The sequence below is a fragment of the Pseudomonas sp. CBZ-4 genome, from assembly GCF_000346755.1.
In the GTDB taxonomy this organism is placed as follows: domain Bacteria; phylum Pseudomonadota; class Gammaproteobacteria; order Pseudomonadales; family Pseudomonadaceae; genus Aquipseudomonas.
In genome coordinates this window covers 1-22,486 of record NZ_ANNV01000174.1, presented here as the reverse complement: position 1 = coordinate 22,486, position 22,486 = coordinate 1, and the positions used below count along the sequence as shown (strand labels likewise).

Sequence of the window (22,486 nt, the reverse complement as noted above, 5' to 3'; positions counted from 1 at the left end):
CCCCTCTGAAAAGCTGGGCCGTTCGCGGCCGCCAGTGCTAATCTTCCCCCGCTTTTGGCGGGCTTGAGCCAACCCTTTCGGGGTTCAAGGAAGACAGCCCACTTCTCACAGGATTTGATCAGGTCACTTCATGAATAAGCCAGCCGTAGTTCTTTTGGGTTTTGTCGTCGCTGTAGGCGCTGTCAGTGCAGGCGGCGCCTGGTACACCGGCAAGCAGCTGGAACCGGTGCTGCAAACGGCGGTGCAGGACGCCAACAAGGAACTGCAACGTTCCATGGCCGGCGTCGATGGGCGCCTGGACCTGGAGCTGGTGTCCCTGGACCGTGGCCTGTTCAGCAGCACCGCGCACTATCGCCTCAAGGCCCAAGGGTCGTTCTTCGGTGAGCAGAACCCGAACCCGGAATTGCTCTTTGTCGACCATATCGAGCACGGCCCGCTGCCGTTCTCGCGCCTGGTGTCGCTGAAGTGGCTGCCGGTCATGGCCACCAGTCACTACTCGCTGGAAAAGAACCCGACCACTGAAAAATGGTTCGCCGCCGCCAAAGATGTGTCGCCGCTCAAAGGCGTGGCCAATATTGGCTACAACCGTTCGGTCAGCGGCAATTTCGAGCTGCTGCCGCTGGAGTTCAAGGACGACAAGTCTTCGGCCAGCTTCTCCGGCCTCAACCTGGACTTTGACAGCAGCGCCGAAGGCAAGAAGGTCAAGGTCAACGGCTACATGAACAGCCTCAAGCTGACCGCCGTCGATGGCGACGGCACGCCCTTTGCGGCCGACCTGGCCGGCCTGACCGTGGCCAGCAACCTGGAAAAATCCACCTTCGGCTTCTACACCGGGCAGAACACCGTTGAGCTGACCGACACCAAGCTGACCGTCGGCCCGCAACAAACCGTGCTGACCCTCAAGGGCTTCGAGCAGAAAGACACCAGCGCCGTCAAAGACAACACCATGGACGGCCGCGTCGACTACAAGATCGACGAGATCGGCTACCAGGGCAAACCGGTCGGCTCCGCGGCCATGGCCGTGAGCGTGAAGAACATCGACGTGCCGTCGGGCCTGCTGCTGACCAAGCTGTACCAGGACAAGATGCAGCCGGTGCAAGCCGCTGCCGCTGCGGGCCAACCGGTACCGGAGCTGCAATTGACCGAAGCCGAGCAAACCCTGGCCGAAGCCAACGTCAACCAGTTGCTGGCAGCCAAGCCGCAAGTGGCCCTGGAAAACCTGTCGCTGAAAACCACCCACGGCGAAAGCAAGTTCAACCTGATCCTCGACCTGACCAAACCATCGTCCATGGAGCTGCCACCGGTTGAGCTGGGCAAGCAGATCATTGCCTTGCTGGATGCCAACCTGACCTTGTCCAAACCCATGATCAGCGACATTGCTGCCCTGCAAGCCCAGGCCGGTGGCGTGACCGACCCGAAAGCCATCGAGCAGCAATCGCAGATGGCGGCCGAGATGGTAAGTGGCATGGCGGTCGGCACCCAACTGGCGACCCTGGTGGGCAACGACGTGGTGTCCAAGCTGCACTACGCCAACAATGAAGTGACCTTCAACGGCCAGAAGATGACCGTCGAACAATTCATTGGCTTCGTCTTGGCCAAAGCCGGTGCGATGAGCGGCGCGCAGTAACGATTCTGCCTTCACCCCGAAATAAATAATGGGGGAGTGGAAGTGCCAGTGATCAGGGTCAAACAATCGACGCTCAGGTCGATTGAGGCCCCGTTATCACGGGCAAGTCCGCTCCCCCATTCGTATTTCAGATTCGCTGCCAATTCTGAACAATTGTTCTGAATTGGGCTTTCCCCTACTTTCTTAAGGGATAGTTCCTACAGGAAAGCTAGGTCGGGTCACGAGACGCCGACACCCTGATGCAAATTGCTCAGGACCACCTATCGTTACAGCTTTCCGTGTGTAAGGAAGCTCACGATATGCTGCGAAACCTCCCACTCAGTGCCACAGGCCGGTTACGACTGCTGATCGGGGCAGCCTTGTGCAGCCAGTTGCTGATGCCCGCTTTCGCCGTGGCCGACCCTGCCTACGATGCCCTGATCATTCAGGCGCGCAACGGCAATTTCACGCCGGCCCTGACCCAATTGCGCCAACTGCCTGCCGAGCGCCAGACGCCGGGCCAGGTCAGTGATCACCTGGTGATTGCCGGCTGGGCCGGGCAGGACGCCGAAGTGCTCAAGGTGTACGAGGCCCAGGGCAAAAACCGCACCTTGACGCCCCAGGCGCTCGCCACCGTCGCGCGGACCTATCGCAACCAGAAGCAGGGGGCGCAAGCCGAGGCGGTGTATCGCCAGGCACTTGTGCGTGAGCCGAACAATGTCGACCTGCAACTGGGCCTGGCCCTGACCCAGGCCGACGGCGGCAAAACCACCGAAGCCGTGCAACGTGCCCGCGCGCTGGTAGCGGCCAACCCGAATGACCCCAACCGGCGCATGGCCCTGGGCTACGCGCTGACCCGCGCCGGTTTCAACTACGACGCGTTGTTTGAGTTCGACCAGGCCTTCATCCGCGCCGGTGACAAACCGGAAGTTGCCCGCGAATACATCGTCGCCCTGCAAAAGGCGCGCTTGCCGGAACCGGCGTTGCGCCTGGCGGCCAAGCGCCCGGGCCTTATCGACCCAGTGACCCAGCGCCGCCTGGAGGGTGACTTGGCCGCCGAGCGCGTGCGCATGGCCGAGTTCGCCACGCGCAGCGAAAAGGAACGCTACGTCATTGCTGACCGCGCCCTGCAGGATTACGACAAGCTCCTCGCCCGCTGGACCCCGGACCCCACCGCCAAAGACGACGTGGTGGTGTGGCGCATCGACCGCCTCGGCGCACTCAAGGCCCGCGCGCGCACCGCCGAGGTGATCCGCGAGTACGAAAAGCTGCAGGCCGAAGGCGTGAAATTGCCCACCTATGCCGTGCGTTGGGTGGCGGCGTCCTACCTCGACCAACGCCTGCCGGAAAAGGCCGCGCCGCTGTATCGCCAGGCCATTGAGGCGCCCGATGCCGACGTCGGCGACCGTGTCGAAGACAGCACAGCCTTGTTCTACGCCTTGCTCGAAAACGACCAGGTGGACGAGGCGCGCACCGTCGCCAAGAACCTGGCCGACAGCCAGAAACCCCGGGTTGAACTCAAGGGCCTGCCGATCGGCAACCCCAACGATGAGTGGATGGACGCCCAACAATTGGCTGCGCAAGCCGGCACCTATGGGGCCGATCTGCCGTCCAGCGAGAAGTCCCTGGAAGAGCTGGTGGGCAAGGCCCCTGGCAGCATCGGGCTGCGCCTGGCGCAAGCGGAAATGTACCGCGCCCGCGATTGGCCACGGCGCGCCGAGCGTGTGCTCAAGGAGACGGAGGCGCAAAGCCCGCGTGACATCGGCCTGGAGATGTCCCAAGGCTTCACGGCCCTGGACCTGCAGGAATGGCGGCAACTCGACATCCTCACCGACGATGTGGTCGCCCGTAACCCGGACAACCGCCAGGTCCAGCGCCTGCAACGTTTGCGCGACGTGCATGACATGGCCGAGCTGCGGGTCGAAGCCTACACCGGCAAAAGCTTCGGCGGCGGCAACAATGGCGACGCCGGTGCCGTCTCGGGCAGCCGTGACTGGGGCATTGAAAGCCGGCTCTACACGCCGCCCATCGACGAAGACTGGCGCCTGTTCGCCGGTGCCGGTTACGCCACCGCCGACTTTGAAGAAGGCACCGGCCACCACCGTTGGCAGGTGGTCGGCGTCGAGCGGCGCACCCGCGACATGACCATCGAGGCCGAGGTGTCCAACCACTCCTACGGCAATGGTTCCAAACAAGGCGCAGCGGTGTCGATTGCGCGGGATATCAACGACAACTGGCAATACGGCGGCAGCCTCGGCTACCTGCTGTCCACCACCCCCCTGCGGGCGTTGAATGAAGGGATCACGGCCAACGGCGGCAGCGGTTTCATCCGCTGGCGCGCCAACGAAAGCCGCGAGTGGAAACTGACCCTCAGCCCGTCCCACTTCAGCGACGGCAACGACCGCTTCGAAGCCCTGCTCAGTGGCCGCGAAGGCCTCTACAGTTCGCCGAAAGTGCAAGTGGACCTGGGCCTGGAAGTCGGCGCCAGCCGCAACAGCAAGGAAGACACGATCTACTTCAACCCGAAGTCGGACTTCACCGTGCTGCCGGTCATCAACATCAACCATGTGCTCTATCACCGCTACGAGACTCAGTGGAGTCAGCAGTTCCAGGTCGGTGCGGGCACCTATAGCCAGCAGGATTATTCCACCGGTGGCATCGGTCTGGTGGGTTACGGCCAACGCTACCGCTGGAATGACGTACTGGAAGCCGGCGCGAACCTGAGCCTGATCAGCCGACCTTACGACGGCGATCGCGAACGCGATCTGCGCCTGCTCGTCGACCTCACTTACCGTTTCTAGAAGAGCCTGACCATGACTGTCCTCAGCCGTTGCCTGTTGATTCTGGGCGTAATGCTGGCCAGCGCCTGCGCCCAGCAACCCGCACCCTTCACTCCACCCGCCGAGCGGCCTGTTGCGCCCAACGAAGTGGCGTGGCCGAAGAACCATTTCCTCGGCATTGCCTACCATGACGTCGAGGATCGCGACCCCGATCAGGCGGTGGTGGCGGTGCGCACCGAACGTTTGATCGAGCAGCTCGCCTGGCTGCGCGAGAACGGCTACCAGGCGGTCAGCGTCGATCAGATCCTCGCGGCCCGCAACGGCGGGCCTGAACTGCCACCCAAGGCCGTCATGCTCAGCTTTGACGATGGTTATTCGAGCTTCTACACGCGGGTGATGCCGATCCTGCGGGCCTACCGCTGGCCGGCCCTGCTGGCGCCGGTGGGCTACTGGATCGACACGCCGATGAACCAACCGGTGGACTTTGCCGGCCAGCCACGGCCGCGCGGCGAGTTCCTGACCTGGCAGCAGATCCGCGAAGTGTCCCAGTCGGGCCTGGTGGAAATCGCCGCGCACACCGACAACAACCACAAAGGCATCCTGGGCAACCCCCAGGGCAACCTCGAGCCGGCAGCCACCACGCGGCGTTATGACCCGGCGACCAAGCGTTATGAAACCGAAGCGCAGTTCCAGGCGCGCATGCGCGCTGACGTGAAGGCGATTTCCGACAAGATCCGTGCAGTGACCGGCAAGGCCCCACGGGTGTGGGTATGGCCATACGGTGCAGCCGACGGCACGTCGCTGGCAGTGGTCGATGAACACGGCTACAAAATGGCGCTGACCCTGGACGATGGTCTCGACGACTCCACCAAGCTGATGAACAGCCCGCGGTTCCTGGTGGCCTCCGACCCGGACGGCGAACATTACGCCAACAGCATCGTGGCCGTGCAGACCAAGGCGCCGATGCGCGTGCTGCACGTGGACCTCGACCATGTCTACGACCCGGACCCGGCCCAACAGGCGCGCAACCTCGATCAACTGATTCAACGCGTGGTGGACATGGGCGCGGTGACGGTGTTCCTGCAAGCCTATGCCGATCCAAAGGGCGACGGCCTGGTGCACTCGCTGTACTTCCCCAACCGCCACTTGCCGATGCGTGCCGACCTGTTCAACCGTGTCGCCTGGCAACTGCACACCCGTGCCCATGCCAGCGTCTATGCCTGGATGCCGGTGCTGAGTTTTGCCCTGGACCCCAAGCTGCCACGCGTCACCCGCTGGGACCCGAAAACCGGCCAGATCGGCCTCGACCCCGATCAATACCAGCGCCTGTCGCCGTTCGATCCAGAGGTGCGCAAGATCATCGGCGAGATTTACGAAGACTTGGCGAGTATCAGCAACAGTGGTCTCGATGGCGTGCTGTATCACGATGATGCGGTGTTCAACGACTTTGAAGACGCCAGCCCTGCGGCGCTCAAGGCCTATGCCGCCAACGGTCTGCCGAACACCATCGAAGCCTTGCGCGCCGACCCGGCGGTGATGCAGCGCTGGACCCGTTTCAAGAGCCGTTACCTGATCGACTTTACCAACGAGCTGACCGCCAAAGTCCGCGCGATCCGTGGCCCGCAGATCATGACCGCGCGCAATATCTTCGCCGAGCCGATGCTTAACCCGCAGAGCGAAACCTGGTTCGCACAGAACCTCGACGACTTCCTCCAGACCTACGACTGGACCGCGCCGATGGCGATGCCGCTGATGGAAGGCCAGACGCTGAAAAACTCCAACGCCTGGCTGGAAAAACTGGTGGCTACCGTCAAGGCTCGTCCCGGCGCGCTCGACCGCACCGTGTTCGAACTGCAAGCCAAAGACTGGCGAACCAAGGAAGCGCCGGACATCAGCGCCGAGCAGTTGGCTGAATGGATGGGCGTGCTCAAGCGCCAGGGTGTCACCAGTTTTGGCTACTACCCGGACAACTTCCTGGAAAACTCCCCGGACCTGAAGACCATACGTCCGGCCATTTCCAACCAATGGAACCCTTGACCATGTTCGACAGAATCCTGGCTTTATTCGTGCTGGCATTGGTGTTGGGTGTGCCTCTTGGCCTGATCTTCCTGGTCACCGGGCAGTTCCTGATGGACTTCGTGTTTTTCTACCCGCTGTTCATGTCGGCGCTGTGGATTGCCGGCGGCCTGTACTTCTGGCTGCACTGGGAACGCCACTGGCCGTGGGAAGAGGACACTCCGGCGCCGACCCTGGCCGGCAACCCGCTGATCTCGATCATCATCCCTTGCTACAACGAGGGCGATAACGCGGCCGAGACCATTCATGCGGCGCTGGACCAGGTGTACCCGAACATCGAAGTGATCGCCGTCAACGACGGCTCCAAGGACAACACCGCTGCGGTCCTCGATGCCCTCGCCCTGGAACACCCGCGCCTGCGCGTGTTGCACCTGGCGCAGAACCAGGGCAAGGCCGTGGCCTTGCGCATGGGCGCCGTGGCCGCGCGCAGCGAGTACCTGGTGTGCATCGACGGCGATGCGTTGCTCGACCGCAATGCGGCGGCGTACATGGTCGCGCCGATGCTCGACAACCCACGCCTCGGCGCGGTGACCGGCAACCCGCGCATCCGCACACGCTCGACCTTGATCGGCCGGGTGCAGGTGGGCGAGTTCTCCTCGATCATCGGTTTGATCAAGCGTACGCAGCGGGTATTCGGGCGGATCTTTACAGTGTCCGGTGTGGTGGTGGCGTTCCGTAAAAAGGCGCTGGACCGCATCGACTACTGGAGCACCGACATGATCACCGAGGACATCGACGTCAGCTGGAAGCTGCAACTCGATCACTGGGCGATCTTCTACGAGCCCCGTGCCCTGTGCTGGATCCTCATGCCGGAAACCGTCGGCGGCCTGTGGAAACAGCGCCTGCGCTGGGCCCAGGGCGGCGCCGAAGTGCTGTTCAAGAATATCCGTGGCATCTGGCAATGGCGCCATCGCTACCTGTGGCCGCTGCTGTTCGAGTACTGCCTATCCACCGGTTGGGCCTTCACCTTCCTGCTCTCGGTGATCTTCTGGGGCCTGGGTAAATTCATGGTGTTGCCGCAAGCGATCGCGGTGGACTCCCTGGTGCCTCCGGCGTTTACCGGCCTGGTACTGGCGATGGTGTGCCTGGTGCAGTTTGCCGTGAGCATCCTGATTGACCGGCGCTACGAAAAAGACCTGTGGAAAACCCTGTTCTGGACGGTGTGGTACCCGATGGTGTTCTGGCTGGTCAGCTTGTTCACCACCCTGGTCAGTTTTCCCAAGGTGCTGTTCAACCAGCATCAGAAGCGCGCGCGCTGGGTCAGCCCGGACCGCGGGATCAAACCAGCCAATGAGGACGTGTGATCATGAAGCTGATCAGAACTCGCCAAAACACCGTGATGTGGATCGTCGACGTGGTGCTGACCCTGTTGGCCTGGGCCGGGTTGATCTGGCTGCTGGCGCGCGGCATCAACGCCATGCTGGAAACCCACGGCGGGCCGCGTATCGAGGCGCCGATCTTCGCCGCGCTCAACACCCTGCAGATCTACCTGTGGATCGCGTTGTTCAACGCGCTGATCCTGGTCACCTGGGCGCGCTACCAGCAACGCAAGGGCCGCAAATTCGCCCAGCGCCGCGCCGAGGCCAACGCCCTCAGTGACAAGAACCTCAGCGAAAGCTTCAAGCTTGGCGAGGGTGACCTGGAGCAACTGCGCAAGCCGGGGGTGCTGGTGATCCACAACGACGAGGAGGGCGGTGTGGAGGAAGTGAAATCCCATGTCTCCCGTGATGTGGAAAAGCCGACATTGACCTTGGTGCCGGGGCAGGATCGCGACAAAGGCGTGAGTTGATCTACGCCCTGTAGATCATTTGGAATGCAGGCAATGTGGGAGGGGGCTTGCCCCCGATAGCGGAGTGTCAGCCAGCTCATCGGGTGCTGACCCACTGCTATCGGGGGCAGCCCCCTCCCGCATTTGATAAGCGGTTTCAAAGCGTTCACAGGTACCAAAGCGGTTTTTGAATTGCCAACTCAAAAAGCGGCTGCTAGAACAACCGATATTTTGATTGAACAAAACATCAGAAATATCACTGTTAAGGTAGCACCTTGATGACGAAGTATAAGTTGGAGTTTCGACATAGGCCTGACTACTCAGAGCCTATACGAGAAAAGCACAGCAGGTTCTTGGCGCAGCTAGCGGTCTTAGGCGCTCCGTGGAGTCTAGGCGATACGATTGAACTGCCCGATATTGAAGATGAGCTTGTTGTCTCGGTTTCGCTGGACAAATTACTGCCTTCGGGAGTGAAAGGCAGAATTTCCTATGCGCTAAGAAATCAACACTATCTGGAAGATGATGCACAGTTTGATGACACCCTATTCATTGAATTTGCTGGCGGAAAGGTTGATTACCCAGACTTGATAAAGCGAGTCTTCCCACACTACATAAAAGCGTTTGGAGCCTATCGAGCTGCCCTGCATGACTGGAGTATCACGCGAAGCGACTGGCCTCTGGTAGTGGCGGCTTGTGAGGCGACAAAAAAAGACATTAACGGAAGAGATGGTGTTTTTCGTATACATGCAGCTAATTATTTTGATCGGGAACTATGCTCTCGTGCTTTTGGGAAGAGTCCGAAGCAAGTCGTTGATTGTCTAAATAATCATGTCGACAGTGTTTCAGAGTTCGATGATGGCGTATTAATAGTTATCCGCTATAGCCCAATGTCTGCCAATGAACTAACGGAGGTGAGCCAGCACTTGAAAGAGATTTTGAGTTAGGATCGAAGCGCAAATAATCAAAACGCCACAATGGATTTGAGGTATCAAAAATGCCGCAATGGTCATCGCTGCACAGCTCAAGAACCGGGGACATCGTCGACGTACGAGAACCGTGTGTGCTCGCTTTGGAAGACGGCGTTTATAAAATTTCAGACGATCAATACCTCCTGGCGGATGCTTTTCTCGATGAGGGAAATGAAAAGCACCGGTTGGTATCCGTCTACTGGGCCAGCAGTGAACCTGGCTTTCGCAGAGCGTACTCCATGGACATTGAAAACGATGACCTGGCTGTACGCCCGCCACCGACCGAATTGTTGCCGGTGGGGGCCGATGGGACCTATGGCCAGATAAAAAACGCGCTAGCTGAGGGCTCGTTTATGGAATGCGCCTCCTACCGCGTGATGACTGACGGTGCATTTATCCACAAGAGCCTGGAGCACGCGTCTGCTGCTTATTATTTTCGCTCGCCTGAAATCCTTAGCGACGAGCTGCCTTTCGCAATCGTGTGGAAGTGTCGATGACCGTTCCCTAACTGCGACCCAGTTCACAAAGCGCCACCCCCTGCGCACTTCGTTTGAACATTCTGTTTATTCCAATGTCATTACCCCGCCCACCCCATAACCGGTCGGGCTGCATGGACTGCAGCGTTTTCAAATGACATTAAGGATTGATGTGAACCTTCCCCCCTTATTCCCCTGCCTGCCACCGCCCCTTGCGGTGCGTTGCTGTGCGCCTGGGTTTTATGCGGGCGCCCTGGGGGAATGCACGCGGATCACTTGATCCTTTCACTCGGTACACCGACTGCCGCCGGGCCTTTTGGCGGCAGTGAGCCGTCGTTCATGGAGTTAGAAATGAAGCGCAAGCCGTTCCAGAAAACCCTGTTGGCCATCATGGTTGGCGCAATCAGCACACAGGTGCTGGCCGTTGAGTTCGACCTGGGCCAAGGAAAAAACATTTGGGCCAGTGAGACCTTCAACGAGCCCGTCACCATCACCGGGCAGCTGTCCCAAGTGGTCGACCCCAGCACCACCCTGCCAGCGGGCCTGGGCTTTACCGATACCCACATCCAGGGTTCGCTGATCAACCGCGCCGACATTACGCTGGACTCGCAAGGTAAAACGCTCCGTGCGATGACCATCGACCCGATGTACTGGGCCGGCCCGAACAACCTGCCCACCAGCACTATCACGGGGGACGTGATTCAGGCCGGCAATATCCTCATGAGCCACGGCGGTTATGAAGGATTGGAGATCGGCGACGCGACCATTGGCGGCAGTGTGATCAACTCGGGCACGATCCGCTCGACGGCGCCGCAGCCGAATGCACCGACCCTGGGTTTCGTGGGCGGTGGCGAAGGTATTTACCTGCACGGCACCACCATTGGCGGCGACGTTTCCAACACTGGCGTGATCAACATGGACGGCCGTGGCGCCACGGGTCTGATCCTTGATATCGACGGCGCCACCCCGACCACCATCGGCGGCAAGATCCTCAACTCCGGCTCGATCATCGCCACCGGTGAGTATGCCTTGGGCATTGAGGTGGAAACCGTGACCAGCGCGCTGCGTATCGAAAACAGTGGGCTGGTTTCTGCCAATGGCAGCGAGGCGCGCGGCGTATTGTTTTACAACGGCACCATCGATTACATCCTCAACACCGGCACGCTTGAAGCCAAGGGCACCGATGCCAGCGCCTTCGAGTTCCAGGGCGCTACGTTCGCCACCAACAGTGCGAGCGGCGCCCGTGGCATCGTCAACCGTGGCACCATCACCGCTGACGGCACCGCGATCCTGGTGAACGCCGCTGAGCAAACCTCGCCGTTTGAAATCAACCAGCAAGCTGGCGAAATCCGCAGCAACTCAGGGGTTGCCGTGGACGCCGCCAACCTGGCGACGCTGAACTGGACCGGCGGCGCCATCGTCGGCGACCTGCTCAACCTCAACGCAGTCAATGTCGCCGGCCAGGCAAACTTCACCGGGACGCGCATCATCGCGCCGGTCTCGGTCAATTCGGGCTCGCTGAACCTCTCCGCACAAGGCACCGCCATCACCGGCGACCTCAACGTCGCCAACGGCGCCGGCATCGACATGCACCTGTCCGACAGCGTGGTGCCGACCACGGCGTACCTGACGGTCAACGGCAACGCCACCTTCGCCAACGCCTCGAAGCTGACCGTCAGCGCCAACCCCGGCGACTTCGCCAGCACCAACGACGGCAGGCAGTACACCCTGCTGCAAGCCTCCAGCGTGCAAGACAACGGCCTGTCCGTGAACAGTGCTTCGGCGCTGCTCGATGTGCTCAGCTATTCGGCTGATGCGCAAACGGTCAAGGCCGTGGTGGCGGTCAAGGCCGACGGGCAAGTTCAGGAAGAACTCGCCGGTGTGGGCGCCAGCGCTGCTTCGGCCACGGCGGTCAATACCTTCAAGAACGACGTGCTCAGTCGCCTCAGCAATGACGACCAGGTCTTCCAGGCCCTGGCCAACGCCGGCACGGCCGCGCAATTGGCGCAGATCAGCGACCAGCTCCAGCCGGACGTCAACCGCGGTGCGCTGGACGTGGCCTTGTCCGGGCAAACCGTGGTCAACGGCGCGATCTTCAACCGCCTCACCGAGCAGCGTGAAAGCCAGCAGCGCGGCGGCGTGTGGGTGCAAGGCCTGAGCAGCAACATGGACCAGGACGGTCGCGGCGGCGCCAACGGCTACTCGGCCAACAGCAGCGGCATGGCGGTGGGTGTGGACGGTCGGGTCAACGACACCACCACCTTGGGCGTGGCCTACAGCTACCTCAACTCCAACATCCATTCCGATCTGGGCAACAAGACCGACGTCGAAGGCCACGCGCTGTCGCTGTACGGTAACTGGTCGCTGCAAGACTGGTTTGTCGATGGCAGCCTCAGCTACGGGCATAACGACAACCAGAGCAAGCGCCACATCGCCGGCACCACGGCCAAGGGCAGCTACGACAGCAACGTGTTGTCCGCCAGCGTGATCGGCGGCTACAGCTTCAAGCCGTCGCAAGCGGTAGTAATTGAGCCACGGGTGGCCGCGCGTTATGCCAATGTGCGCATGGACGGCTATGACGAGAAGGGTTCGTCGGCCGCGCTGAGCACCCGTTCGCAGCGGTATGAAGTGGGTGAGTTGGGCGCCGGTGTGCGCCTGGCCGGGAACCTGCCGATGGGCGCGGGCAGCTTGCAGCCGGAAGCGACACTGATGGCGTATCACGACCTGATGGGTGATCGTGTCGCGCAGACGTCCAACTATGTGCTGGGTGGTTCGGCGTTTACCGTCACCGGTGCGTCGGTGGCGCGTGACAGCTATGAAGCCAGCGTGGGCGTGAATTACCAGGTGGCGGACTTTACCGTCGGCGCCAGCTACACGCGTCAGGCGCGCAGTGGTTTTGACGCCGATGGCGTGATGCTCAAGGCGCGGTACGCGTTCTAACGGGTAACCACTGAACGTGTGGCGAGGGAGCTTGCTCCCGTTGGGCTGCGAAGCGGCCCCAGAATTGTTGGGAGCGCTGCGCACTCCAGCGGGAGCAAGCTCCCTCGCCACAGGGGCGGTGTGATTTTGGAGAGGGATTATGAATCGATATGAGGGCAAGCCGTTCCTGCGGCTGTTGGAGTGCTATGTCCTGGCCGCCATCGGTGAGCTGAGCGATGAGCAACAGGCGACCTTGCGCGCCATGGAACCCAAGCTGCACGAGGTGTACGGCGTGTCGGGCAGTTGGCAGGCGGTGATCGAGGCACAAATGGATTTCCCCGCGACGGTCGCCGACAAGATCAGAGAGATATGGCGCACCAACGCCGAGAAGTTTGCCAGCGCCGGTACCCCGATCAACGCTGAAGACTTCGCGCAACACTTTGTGGATACCAATTTTCCTTAAGGACCCTCAATGAAACCCGCAAAACTCTCCCTGCAAGCCTTCCTGATGTCCTGCCTCGTGGCGGGCTGGGGCCTGGTCTACGTGGGCCGGATCAAATGGGCGATCTGGGTCGCCGCGATTTTGTACGGCGGCGTCGTGTTGCTCGGCGTGTGCGGCCTGATCGCGTCGCCCATCGGGCTGTACGTGTTTGCCGCCTTCGCGATTGCGGTCAAGCTCAGTTCGGCGATTGTGGCGGCGGTGTTGGCGCGTCGCTACGACGGCCCGCCGGATGTGCCGCGCAAACGCTTCCACGCGCTGTATGTGGGCGTGCTGATGGTGATCACCTTCGTGCTGCTGGAAGTGCTGCGGGGGCCGTTGCTGGGCTTCAAGAACTACTACATTCCGTCGGGCTCGATGGCGCCGACGCTGTCGATCGGCGACTACATCGTTTCCGATCTCAAGGCCGGTGCGCCAAAGGTCGGCGACATCGTGGTGTACCGCTGGAACGGCACCGAGGCGGTCAAGCGCGTGGCCGGCGTGGGCGGCGACACCTTGGCGATCGACAATGGCGAGCTGATCCACAACGGCGAAAACCTCGGCCTGTTCCACGCGCCGGCAGACCGGGTGAACGGCGCGGCGTCGATGGAGCTGGCGCCGGTTAAAGTCGAGCCGGGTCACGTCTACCTGCTGGGTGACAACCGCAACAACAGCAACGACAGCCGCTTCATGGGCCAGGTCGCCGTTGAGGATGTGGTCGGCAAGATCACCGGGATCTGGTTCTCCAGTGAACGGTCGCGCATCGGGACGACGTTCCCATGAGCAGGACGTTCACCCGAAGCGTGATGCTGCTCTGCCTCGCCGCGCTTGCCGGCTGCCAGGGCGTGCCCTATCGCGGTGCCGAGGATCAGGCGCGGATCAACCACGACCTCGCCCTGGCGGCAACCCCGGCGCAGTTCATTCCGTTGCGCTGGGCCTATTCGAACTACGGCGTTCAAGACGGCGTGCAGACCGAGGACGCGGTGGCCGTGGTGCAACCCGGGCTTGTCACGCTGGTGGGGTATGAGGGCGGGCACTATGTGCGCAAGGCCAGTTTCCCGGTGGCGACGGTGGATTGTGCCTACGTGTTTGCCAGCGAGAGCAGTGATCGGCCGGTGTGGCTGTTGCAGCAGGAGCGCTACGTGTTCCTGTCGCCGAGCGATCATCGCGGCAATGGCGATAGGGCCAGGCGCGTGCAACTGGTCAAGCAACTGGCGAATGGCGGTTTCCGGATTCAGACCGATGCCCAGGGCTCGGCGTACCGTGCGACCGGGAAGTCGGAGCGGCAGTTGGTGCTCAATACGGTGATTGGGCATCACATGGAGGAAGTCGCCGAGAACCAGGCTTACAACGTGTGCCGGCCGCAATAATTGCGGTGTTTGGGCTATCGCCATCGCGGGCAAGCCCGCTCCCACATTGGAATGCAGTCAACTGTGGGAGCGGGCTTGCCCGCGATGGCGGTCGCTCAGGCAACGACAATGCCGAGTGACAGCGCACGCAACCGACCAAATACACTTGAGAACCCCTCTTAACTCCGTAAAATGCCGCGATTGTTTAAAGCTCGATACTGTTCAGGGATGAATTCATACATGCGCTTGCTCGTCCTCTTTTTCGCCGTCTGCCTCATGGCGGGCTGCGCCTCCAAGCCGGATTACTACATCTCTCCGGCGCCGGTCACCATTCCCAAGACTGCAACCTTCTGGCTCGACACGTTTGATGTTGAGGTGGTGGGTAAAAATGAGCGCTTCCTGCCCGACGACAAGGTTCGCCAAGCGCTGGGTGTCGATATGGTGAAACGCTTGCTCGAAGCAGATCGCTATGCCACCAGCAAGGACAAGGCCGACTATCTGCTGGATATGAACATTGTGTACACGCGCCATATCCAGGACTCGAAAGGCGGGCTCGCCACCCTGATCGTCGATGACAACAAGCTGCTGCTCAGTGTCGATTTCAGCTACAAGGTCGCGGTCAGGAAGAACGGCACCGAGGTGCTGCACTTTTCCAAGGCCCTGTATGACCAGGTGCCCGGCGGCGTGATCGGCAACTTCGAGCAGTACAAGACCATGGGCGCCCTGGTGACCAATAAAAGCAACGCCAGTGTCGAAGGCTTCTACTTCAGTGTTTATAGCCGCGACATCGTCAACGACATCCGCAACATTCCCACTCGTTAGTTTTACCTGCTGCACCTGCTGATTTCTCACTCTAGGAGCACTCTGTGAAAGCACTGTCCAAAATCCTGCTGTCGGGCCTCACCGCCGCAGCGCTGCTCGGCGTGGCCGGTTGCGCCACCGAGAGCAACCGCGCCTTGCCGGTGGAAAAAGTCGCCAGCGCCGGTGTCGTCTACAACGGCGTGCGTGTACCGATCGCCGTGGGCAAATTCGACAACCGCTCCAGCTACATGCGCGGCATCTTCTCCGATGGCGTTGACCGCCTCGGCGGCCAGGCCAAGACCATCCTGATCACCCACCTGCAGCAGACCAACCGCTTCAGCGTGCTGGACCGCGACAACATGGGCGAAATCTCCCAGGAAGCCGCGATCAAAGGCACCGTACAGAAGCTCAAGGGCGCTGACTACGTGGTCACCGGCGACGTCACCGAGTTCGGCCGCAAAGAAACCGGCGACCGCCAGCTGTTCGGCATCCTCGGCCGTGGCAAGACCCAGGTGGCCTACGCCAAAGTCGCGTTGAACATCGTCAACATCAGCACTTCCGAAGTGGTGTATTCCACCCAGGGCGCCGGTGAATATGCGCTGTCCAACCGTGAAGTGGTCGGCTTCGGCGGCACCGCCAGCTACGACTCCACCCTCAATGGCAAGGTCCTGGACCTGGCCATGCGCGAAGCCATCAACCGCCTGGTGGACGGCATCAACGCCGGCGCCTGGAACCCGCGCAACTGATCAGCAACACCTCAAGGAGCAGTACACGGATGAGCAAGGCAGTGAAGTTGGCGCTGATGCTGACAGCAAGTGCAGTAGTCGCCGGGTGCCACACGGCGCCCCAGCCCCTGTATCAATGGGAAAGCTACCAGCCGCAGGTTTACGAATACTTCAAGGGCGAGCCCAAGGAAGCGCAGGTCGAGGCGCTGGAACGGGATCTGCAGAAGATCAACGCCAGTGGCCGTAAAGCCCCGCCGGGTTACCACGCGCACCTGGGCATGCTGTACCTGAGCATGGGCAAGGACGACCAGATGGTGCAGGAATTCCGCACCGAGAAGGCACTGTTCCCCGAGTCCGCCTCCTACATGGACTTTCTGCTGAAAAACGCCAAGACCGGAGTCGCCACCAAATGAGCCTATTGAAACTCACTGGCGCCTTGCTGGCCCTGGCCTTGCTCGGCGGTTGCGCGGCCCCCAAGACCATCGACTACACCGCGTACAAACAGGCGCGGCCCAAGTCGATCCTGGTGCTGCCGCCGCTCAATGAGTCGCCGGAAGTGCAGGCGTCCTACAGCCTGGTGTCGCAAGTCACCTACCCGTTGGCCGAAGCCGGTTACTACGTGTTGCCGATTGCCCTGGTGGACGAAACCTTCCGCCAGAACGGCCTGACCACCGCCAACGATATCCAGGCTCTGCCGCCAACCAAGCTGCATGACATCTTTGGTGCGGACGCGGCGCTGTACATCACCGTTACCGAGTACGGCACCAAGTACATGCTGATCGCGAGCGACACAGCGGTGACGGCCTCGGCCAAACTGGTCGACCTGCGCACCGGCACCACCCTGTGGACCGGCTCGGCGCGGGCCTCCAGCGAGGAAGGCAACAACAATGGCGGCGGCCTGGTGGGCATGCTGATCACGGCGGCGGTCAAGCAGGTGATCAACAGTTCTACCGACGCGGCGCATCCGATTGCCGGTATCACCAGTGCGCGCCTGCTGTCGCCGGGGCAACGCACGGGGATCCTGTACGGTCCGCGTAATCCGAAATACGGTACCGACTAAGTCCTCGGTTCCGCAGGCAAAGGCCCTTCCCGGCATCGATCGGGGAGGGCCTTTGTCGTTGTGGGCCACGCTTTCAGTCGCGTCGGTCGTTCAGGCGATAACGGCTGCTTGCAACGCTTTGAACGATGTCGTCGGGTTTGACCTGCCCATGCGTCTTGATCAGCAGGTCGGCGTGGCCGTTGCCATCCAGGTCGATGGCGACACTGCCCGTGCCGGTGGTTTCGTCATACGCCAATAGTGTCTCGCCTGCCTTGCCGCTGAAGGCCTGGACAAAACTCAGCGCAGGGGCCTTGGCTTTTCGCAGGGCGCCGGACACATCGATCTTGTCGGTGCCGCTGGTGAAGTCCAGGATCGTATCGGGGGGCTTGGGGGTGGAGTCACGGGCGTCGTTGTAGACGAATGTATCCGCGCCGCCACCGCCGCGCTTCTGGTCCGCGCCGGGGCCACCGGTGAGGCGGTTGCCCGCGTCATTGCCGTCACCGTCCCAGATACAGGCGATGTTGAACCCACCGTTGTTGAAGGCGTAGGAAATCTCTGTCTGGTTGTTTTGATTGGTATCGCGCCAGGTCGGCACGCCGTGTGTGAGCTGGTCGATAATCTGTTGTTTATCGTAGGAGCGTTTGTTGATCCTGGCGATGTAAGGATCGTCCGGCCGCCGGGTCATGTCCTTGCCATCCCAGGTCGGGGGGCTGGGCCTATCTGGACTTGGCAGATGTGTACGGCGCTCGGGAGGTGGCGGCGTCGTGGGGTCGGGCGGGGGCGTCGGGCGAAGGGTTGGGCGCGTGAGAGTTCGCACCCAGGGGTGAGTGATAAAGGGGCGGATGAAGGGGCGAAAGACCGTCAGAGTATTGAATGGGCGAAAGAACCGTTGTGGGCGCGGCGGGGCGCTGTAGGGCGTGAAGAACGCAGGTACACCAGAATGTATTTTCATTGTTATACCGTTGAACGCGGCTTGTTTTTATCCTTGGTCGAGTCTGTAGGCAAAGTCTTTTTGCGGTGCGATAAGTTGCCATTGCGCAAACCGGACTCCAATCGTTCAACTATTACCTGATGGTGGTTTAAGAGTCGCTGTCGCACGTGGTTGCAGCTATCTGGAGTGTGGTTTTTCTGTTCGTGGGTTGGCGCAGGGCGAGTTCCCACTTTATTTGTCTGGTCTTTTTTCGAAAATCCGGCCGATGGACAACAAAAGAACCACACACCGCCTTTCAAGACCGCGTTATCTGCCGAAGGGGTTTAAGAAAAAACTCGGCGTTTAACCCGAGCACCGATCCTGTCGCGTCTGAAGGAGTGAACGCATCATTCACCCCTCGAGGTTCAGCCGCCATGTCTCGTCATTTCCAACCGCTCCTGCGTCCCGTCGCACAAGGCCTCGCCATCGCTTCGTGGATGGCGCTGGCGGGTTGTGGCGTGTCCACGTCCCCAAACGCTGCCAAGCCCACCGAGGCCGCAGAGGTCATGCCCGGTCTCGCACCGCCCAGCGAGCAGGTGCGCGTCGAAGGTGCTCTGGTCAAGCGCGCGGCCTCCGCGCCCATGGCGGCACCGCTGATGATGAGTGACGAGCGGGTCAGCCCATATCGCAGCGAGCCTGGTGAGCAATACGAGCGCCTGCCGGACAACCCGGTGCAGCGGGTTGCCGAAACGCCCGTCTCGACCTTTAGCGTGGATGTCGATACCGGCAGCTACGCCAACGTACGACGCTTCCTCAACCAAGGTAGTCTGCCGCCCGAAGGAGCCGTAAGACTGGAGGAAATGGTCAACTACTTCCCCTACAACTACGTATTGCCCACCGATGGCTCGCCCTTTGGCGTGAGTACTGAAGTCGCCGCTACGCCTTGGAATCCACACACCCAACTGCTGCGTATTGGCATCCAGGCGTCTGATCGTGCGGTGGCGGACCTGGCGCCGGCCAACCTGGTGTTTCTGGTGGACGTGTCCGGCTCCATGGACCGCCGCGAAGGCTTGCCCCTGGTGAAAAGCACCCTGAACTTGCTGGTGGATCAGTTGCGCGATCAGGACCGCGTGTCACTGGTGGTCTACGCCGGCGAGTCGCGCGTGGTGCTGCAGCCCACCTCCGGTCGCGACAAGGCCAAGATCCGCAACGCCATCAGTCAGCTGGCCGCCGGAGGCTCAACGGCGGGCGCCTCGGGTATCGAACTGGCCTACCAGATGGCCCGCGAAGGGTTTATCGACAACGGCATCAATCGCATCCTGCTGGCCACCGACGGTGATTTCAATGTGGGCGTCAGCGATTTTGACAGCCTCAAGCAGATGGCCACCCGGCAGCGCAAAAGCGGCGTGTCCCTCACCACCTTGGGCTTCGGTGTGGATAACTACAACGAGCACTTGATGGAACAACTGGCCGACGCGGGTGATGGCAACTACGCCTACATCGACAACCTGCGTGAAGCGCGCAAAGTGCTGGTGGACCAGCTCAGCTCGACCCTGGCGGTGGTGGCACGGGATGTGAAACTGCAGGTGGAATTCAACCCGGCGCGCGTCAGCGAATATCGTTTGCTCGGCTATGAAAACCGCGCCTTGAAGCGTGAGGATTTCAGCAACGACAAGGTTGATGCGGGTGAGATTGGTGCGGGGCATACGCTCACTGCGTTGTATGAAATCGTCCCGGCTGGCGAGAAGGGCTGGTTGGAACCGTTGCGCTACGCTGCCGGGTCCAAGGCGCAAAACAACGCCGATGAGCTGGCCATGTTGCGTGTGCGCTACAAGCCTGCAGCCGGCGGTGACAGCAAGCTGATCGAGCGGCCTATCAATAACCCGCCCACCCAGGCCAGCGCCGACCTGCGTTTCTCGGCTGCCGTGGCCGCCTTCGCCCAACAGCTCCAGGACGATGGCCGCTACACTGGCAGCATGAGCTTGCGGGACACTGCTGCACTGGCCCGCTCGGCCCTCGGCGATGACCCCTTTGGGCTGCGCCATGAGTTTGTGCAACTGGTGGAGTTGGCGCAGAGCCTCAAGCCCGGCTCCCACAGGTAACCTGCATTGATCCATCGAAAGGAGTTCGCCATCGACATGGCCGTTCCAGAAGACGCACCCAGCGACGAATCGCTGCTGGCCCGCTATCGAACCGGGGACGGTGCCGCGTTCGAGGCCCTGTACGCGCGGCACCGCCAAGGCTTGTACCGATTCCTGGTGTCCCTGAGCAACAAAACCGAACTGGCCGAGGAAATATTCCAGGACACCTGGCTCAGCCTGATCCGTAGCACCACCCAGCCACAGGGCCGGGCGAGTTTTCGTACGTGGTTGTTCCAGATTGCCCGCAACCGCCTGATCGACCACTGGCGCAAGCACGGCATCCACAACCCGCTGCACGACAGCTACGACGAGCAATTGCACGCCCAGGCCGACGACCGCGCCGGCCCCGAGCAGCAGTTGAGCCTGAGCCGCGACCAGGCACGGCTCGACGCTGCCCTGCTAGACCTGCCAGAAGACCAGCGCGAAGTCTTCCTGCTACGCCTGCACGGCGACCTTGAAGTGCCGCAAATCGCCACCCTCACGGGCGCCCCGCTGGAAACCGTAAAAAGCCGCCTGCGCTACGCCCAGCAGAAACTGCGCCGCCTGCTGGCCGAGGAGATACCCGCATGACCGACTCCCGACACACGCCAGATTCCGACGACGTGCTGCTTCAGCACTTCCGTCAACACAGCACGGGTGAGCCACCTGCGTCCCTCGACGCGTTCATCCTCGCCACCGCCCGCCGCGAAGCCCCGGTGCCGCAACCGAACCTGTGGCAACGCTGGCTGCAAGCCTGCCAACGGCCGCGCTGGCAAATGGCGTTCGCCACCGTCGCAGGCTTGGCGCTGATGGTTGGCGTGGTCACGCGCTCGCCCGTGCCACAGCCGGAAATATCCAGCGCGACCTTCTCCGCGCTCCACGAAGAAGCCGCCAGCCCGCCGCCGCCCATGATGTCCGCCCCCGCGCCGGTGGCTCGTATGGCTGCTGCGTCCAAGGCCGAGAGTGTGCAGGTCATGGGCTCGATGGCAGATGAGTCCACCGCCAAACTCAGCAAGCGTGCGCCGGTGGTGTTGCCTTCATTGGAGGAGGGGTTGCGGGAGATTGTGCGACTGCGTGAGGCAGGACAGACCAAGGAGGCGGATGAAAAGCTACTGCTATTGCATGAGCGTTTTCGCGCAGAAGACTTGCCTGCGCGGTTGGACGCGCTGAAAAAACCTTGAGTGCGCAACATCGCGCCTGCATCAATTTGTGGCCCGCCAGTCACTCGACGCTGGCGGGCGCGAGTCTGGCTTAGAACTCGGCCACCCTTTTTTCGACTCGGGTGGGGTCTATCAGGTCGAGTATGTCGCTATAGGTCATGCCCAGGGTCTTCAACGGATGTTCCAACATGAGCGTGTCCACTTTGTTTGATACCTTCTCCCACTCCAGGCTGGACATATCCACATAGTCCGGGATATTCCTCAGGAGAGACGCCGGCGAGTACTTCCATAGCTGCAGATAGGCAACGGTGCCCGCCATTTCAGGCGTTGTTTGTCCTTGCTTGACCAAGAACGCTTTTAGATGTTCGAAAGTGTTGGCTGCACTGCTGTCTCCCGCGCCCCAGTCAAAGCCTTTTATGGAATAGTTGTTACTGTCCGGACTCGAATCGACCATCTGGCTGGCGAGCCCCGCCATCCCCCACGTCAAAGCGTTGAACGTCGAGCCGCCGAACTTGGTCTGGAGAGCGTGCGACATTTCCTTGCCCATCGGCGTATTGAGCATCGCGTTCAGCTCACGGGTTGCTACGCCCTCAAGGCTTTTCCACTCGTCAGCCGGCACTTGGTCTCGCATCGCGTCGAGACTGGGTGGTGGCTTCATGCTTTGCAGAAAACTGAGAATTTCTTGTTGCATCTGCGGGTGAAGGGGGTCCTGACCGAACCCCGCATGGCTTTTGGTTTGGGCGGCGGCGCTGGTCTTGGTGGACTCTGTGGGTGAAGTCATAGTGCCTGGCACTACGGAGTGGGGCTGATTGTTAAGTGACAACATAGGCATTTATCCGCTGGGAGTTGAAAGAAGAGCTGCCAGGGAGAGCTGGCAGTCTCTATCTGTGTAAACCGTCAAAGATCTGGTTCCCAGCGACCACAAAAAAGCCCCAGGCCTTTCGACCTGGGGCTTTTTCATCTGTGTATGGTGCCCCGGCGTCGTTTGAACTGGGCAGTAAGAGGCCCGTATTCATTGGGTATTTTTGATGACGTGTCAGTTAGGCATACACGTGGGCATACACGGCGCTTCCTTCTGGCCACTTTTTTCGTGGCATCCCCGTAGGGTAAAGCAACACCAAATGGTTACTGATGTGGTGCCTTCCAGCTGAGTCGTTACTTCTTCGTTCGACCTTCCGCCGCCAGTGAGGCGAGCGCAAGGGTGATGAATCCTGCATTTTCATCCAGGGTATCCAGTGCCCCTCGAATGTTCTGTGCCACTTCCGTCGATCCTCTTTGCTCAACCCAGTTTGACAGCTCCTCGATAGCTGC

The 22,486-nt window shown here is 61.0% G+C and carries 20 protein-coding genes; 18 read left to right on the top strand and 2 right to left on the bottom strand.

Annotation, left to right across the window (positions count from 1 at the left end; translation table 11 throughout):
• Nucleotides 1–130 precede the first annotated feature (130 nt).
• The 15 genes from B348_RS0127350 to B348_RS0127280 all read left to right on the top strand — a co-directional run bounded on the left by B348_RS0127350 (nucleotide 131) and on the right by B348_RS0127280 (nucleotide 17,006).
• Nucleotides 131–1,627, top strand: a complete 1,497-nt coding sequence (locus B348_RS0127350) for a YdgA family protein (protein WP_026137108.1) — start codon at nucleotides 131–133, stop codon at nucleotides 1,625–1,627.
• Between the two features lie 299 nt (nucleotides 1,628–1,926).
• Entirely contained in the window at nucleotides 1,927–4,407 is a 2,481-nt protein-coding gene (pgaA, locus tag B348_RS0127345) for a poly-beta-1,6 N-acetyl-D-glucosamine export porin PgaA (protein ID WP_017739207.1), read from the top strand.
• 12 nt (nucleotides 4,408–4,419) lie between these two features.
• Nucleotides 4,420–6,423 carry a poly-beta-1,6-N-acetyl-D-glucosamine N-deacetylase PgaB gene (pgaB, locus tag B348_RS0127340; protein ID WP_017739206.1) on the top strand — a complete coding sequence of 668 codons (2,004 nt, stop codon included), beginning with the start codon at nucleotides 4,420–4,422 and terminating at the stop codon, nucleotides 6,421–6,423.
• Nucleotides 6,424–6,425: 2 nt separating this feature from the next.
• A complete protein-coding gene (pgaC, locus tag B348_RS0127335) occupies nucleotides 6,426–7,766 on the top strand; it encodes a poly-beta-1,6-N-acetyl-D-glucosamine synthase (protein ID WP_017739205.1) in 1,341 nt (446 codons plus the stop codon).
• Between the two features lie 2 nt (nucleotides 7,767–7,768).
• Nucleotides 7,769–8,251, top strand: a complete 483-nt coding sequence (gene pgaD / locus B348_RS0127330; RefSeq protein WP_026137107.1) for a poly-beta-1,6-N-acetyl-D-glucosamine biosynthesis protein PgaD — start codon at nucleotides 7,769–7,771, stop codon at nucleotides 8,249–8,251.
• A gap of 257 nt (nucleotides 8,252–8,508) precedes the next feature.
• Entirely contained in the window at nucleotides 8,509–9,174 is a 666-nt protein-coding gene (locus tag B348_RS0127325) for a hypothetical protein (protein WP_017739203.1), read from the top strand.
• Between the two features lie 116 nt (nucleotides 9,175–9,290).
• Nucleotides 9,291–9,695 carry a hypothetical protein gene (locus tag B348_RS0127320; protein ID WP_256204509.1) on the top strand — a complete coding sequence of 135 codons (405 nt, stop codon included), beginning with the start codon at nucleotides 9,291–9,293 and terminating at the stop codon, nucleotides 9,693–9,695.
• A gap of 330 nt (nucleotides 9,696–10,025) precedes the next feature.
• The gene (locus tag B348_RS0127315) at nucleotides 10,026–12,614 is read left to right on the top strand and encodes an autotransporter outer membrane beta-barrel domain-containing protein (RefSeq protein WP_017739201.1); all 2,589 of its coding nucleotides are present in this window, start codon (nucleotides 10,026–10,028) and stop codon (nucleotides 12,612–12,614) included.
• Nucleotides 12,615–12,753: 139 nt separating this feature from the next.
• A complete protein-coding gene (locus tag B348_RS0127310) occupies nucleotides 12,754–13,056 on the top strand; it encodes a hypothetical protein (protein ID WP_017739200.1) in 303 nt (100 codons plus the stop codon).
• Nucleotides 13,057–13,065: 9 nt separating this feature from the next.
• Nucleotides 13,066–13,854 carry a signal peptidase I gene (lepB, locus tag B348_RS0127305; RefSeq protein WP_017739199.1) on the top strand — a complete coding sequence of 263 codons (789 nt, stop codon included), beginning with the start codon at nucleotides 13,066–13,068 and terminating at the stop codon, nucleotides 13,852–13,854.
• The gene (locus B348_RS0127300) at nucleotides 13,851–14,441 is read left to right on the top strand and encodes a hypothetical protein (RefSeq protein WP_157356566.1); all 591 of its coding nucleotides are present in this window, start codon (nucleotides 13,851–13,853) and stop codon (nucleotides 14,439–14,441) included. Before lepB ends, B348_RS0127300 begins: the two co-directional genes overlap by 4 nt.
• 219 nt (nucleotides 14,442–14,660) lie before the next feature.
• Nucleotides 14,661–15,242 (top strand): hypothetical protein, encoded by a 582-nt coding sequence (locus B348_RS0127295; RefSeq protein ID WP_017739197.1) that lies wholly within the window; start codon nucleotides 14,661–14,663, stop codon nucleotides 15,240–15,242.
• Nucleotides 15,243–15,286: 44 nt separating this feature from the next.
• Nucleotides 15,287–15,967 carry a CsgG/HfaB family protein gene (locus B348_RS0127290; protein WP_017739196.1) on the top strand — a complete coding sequence of 227 codons (681 nt, stop codon included), beginning with the start codon at nucleotides 15,287–15,289 and terminating at the stop codon, nucleotides 15,965–15,967.
• 29 nt (nucleotides 15,968–15,996) lie between these two features.
• On the top strand, nucleotides 15,997–16,359 hold the full coding sequence (locus B348_RS0127285; RefSeq protein WP_017739195.1) for a DUF4810 domain-containing protein: 363 nt from the start codon (nucleotides 15,997–15,999) through the stop codon (nucleotides 16,357–16,359).
• Nucleotides 16,356–17,006, top strand: a complete 651-nt coding sequence (locus B348_RS0127280; RefSeq protein WP_017739194.1) for a DUF799 domain-containing protein — start codon at nucleotides 16,356–16,358, stop codon at nucleotides 17,004–17,006. The genes B348_RS0127285 and B348_RS0127280 overlap by 4 nt, the downstream gene beginning before the upstream one ends.
• Before the next feature lie 73 nt (nucleotides 17,007–17,079).
• Here the strand turns inward: B348_RS0127280 and B348_RS01000000130370 are convergent, their stop codons facing one another.
• Nucleotides 17,080–17,670 (bottom strand): M10 family metallopeptidase C-terminal domain-containing protein, encoded by a 591-nt coding sequence (locus B348_RS01000000130370; RefSeq protein ID WP_050558336.1) that lies wholly within the window; start codon nucleotides 17,668–17,670, stop codon nucleotides 17,080–17,082.
• Nucleotides 17,671–18,329: 659 nt separating this feature from the next.
• Between B348_RS01000000130370 and B348_RS0127270 the strand changes: the two genes are divergently transcribed.
• From B348_RS0127270 to B348_RS0127260, 3 genes are read left to right on the top strand one after another with little or no spacing between them, the layout of a single operon-like run.
• A complete protein-coding gene (locus B348_RS0127270; RefSeq protein ID WP_026137104.1) occupies nucleotides 18,330–19,997 on the top strand; it encodes a VWA domain-containing protein in 1,668 nt (555 codons plus the stop codon).
• Nucleotides 19,998–20,033: 36 nt separating this feature from the next.
• On the top strand, nucleotides 20,034–20,606 hold the full coding sequence (locus tag B348_RS0127265) for an RNA polymerase sigma factor (RefSeq protein ID WP_017739192.1): 573 nt from the start codon (nucleotides 20,034–20,036) through the stop codon (nucleotides 20,604–20,606).
• Nucleotides 20,603–21,196: a hypothetical protein gene (locus B348_RS0127260; RefSeq protein WP_017739191.1), complete on the top strand. Its 594-nt coding sequence runs from the start codon at nucleotides 20,603–20,605 to the stop codon at nucleotides 21,194–21,196. The genes B348_RS0127265 and B348_RS0127260 overlap by 4 nt, the downstream gene beginning before the upstream one ends.
• Nucleotides 21,197–21,266: 70 nt before the next feature.
• Here the strand turns inward: B348_RS0127260 and B348_RS0127255 are convergent, their stop codons facing one another.
• Nucleotides 21,267–21,956: a hypothetical protein gene (locus B348_RS0127255; RefSeq protein WP_017739190.1), complete on the bottom strand. Its 690-nt coding sequence runs from the start codon at nucleotides 21,954–21,956 to the stop codon at nucleotides 21,267–21,269.
• Nucleotides 21,957–22,486: the final 530 nt, after the last annotated feature.

Excerpts from the sequence above, each read along its gene's own strand:
- B348_RS0127280 (WP_017739194.1), top strand. The coding sequence starts at position 16,356 with ATGAGCCTATTGAAACTCACTGGCGCCTTGCTGGCCCTGGCCTTGCTC.
- B348_RS0127255 (WP_017739190.1), bottom strand. The coding sequence starts at position 21,956 with ATGACTTCACCCACAGAGTCCACCAAGACCAGCGCCGCCGCCCAAACC.
- B348_RS0127295 (WP_017739197.1), top strand. The coding sequence starts at position 14,661 with ATGCGCTTGCTCGTCCTCTTTTTCGCCGTCTGCCTCATGGCGGGCTGC.
- B348_RS0127260 (WP_017739191.1), top strand. The coding sequence starts at position 20,603 with ATGACCGACTCCCGACACACGCCAGATTCCGACGACGTGCTGCTTCAG.
- B348_RS01000000130370 (WP_050558336.1), bottom strand. The coding sequence starts at position 17,670 with ATGACCCGGCGGCCGGACGATCCTTACATCGCCAGGATCAACAAACGC.
- pgaC (WP_017739205.1), top strand. The coding sequence starts at position 6,426 with ATGTTCGACAGAATCCTGGCTTTATTCGTGCTGGCATTGGTGTTGGGT.
- B348_RS0127315 (WP_017739201.1), top strand. The coding sequence starts at position 10,026 with ATGAAGCGCAAGCCGTTCCAGAAAACCCTGTTGGCCATCATGGTTGGC.
- lepB (WP_017739199.1), top strand. The coding sequence starts at position 13,066 with ATGAAACCCGCAAAACTCTCCCTGCAAGCCTTCCTGATGTCCTGCCTC.
- B348_RS0127325 (WP_017739203.1), top strand. The coding sequence starts at position 8,509 with ATGACGAAGTATAAGTTGGAGTTTCGACATAGGCCTGACTACTCAGAG.
- B348_RS0127285 (WP_017739195.1), top strand. The coding sequence starts at position 15,997 with ATGAGCAAGGCAGTGAAGTTGGCGCTGATGCTGACAGCAAGTGCAGTA.
- B348_RS0127265 (WP_017739192.1), top strand. The coding sequence starts at position 20,034 with ATGGCCGTTCCAGAAGACGCACCCAGCGACGAATCGCTGCTGGCCCGC.
- B348_RS0127300 (WP_157356566.1), top strand. The coding sequence starts at position 13,851 with ATGAGCAGGACGTTCACCCGAAGCGTGATGCTGCTCTGCCTCGCCGCG.
- pgaA (WP_017739207.1), top strand. The coding sequence starts at position 1,927 with ATGCTGCGAAACCTCCCACTCAGTGCCACAGGCCGGTTACGACTGCTG.
- pgaD (WP_026137107.1), top strand. The coding sequence starts at position 7,769 with ATGAAGCTGATCAGAACTCGCCAAAACACCGTGATGTGGATCGTCGAC.
- B348_RS0127310 (WP_017739200.1), top strand. The coding sequence starts at position 12,754 with ATGAATCGATATGAGGGCAAGCCGTTCCTGCGGCTGTTGGAGTGCTAT.
- pgaB (WP_017739206.1), top strand. The coding sequence starts at position 4,420 with ATGACTGTCCTCAGCCGTTGCCTGTTGATTCTGGGCGTAATGCTGGCC.
- B348_RS0127270 (WP_026137104.1), top strand. The coding sequence starts at position 18,330 with ATGTCTCGTCATTTCCAACCGCTCCTGCGTCCCGTCGCACAAGGCCTC.
- B348_RS0127350 (WP_026137108.1), top strand. The coding sequence starts at position 131 with ATGAATAAGCCAGCCGTAGTTCTTTTGGGTTTTGTCGTCGCTGTAGGC.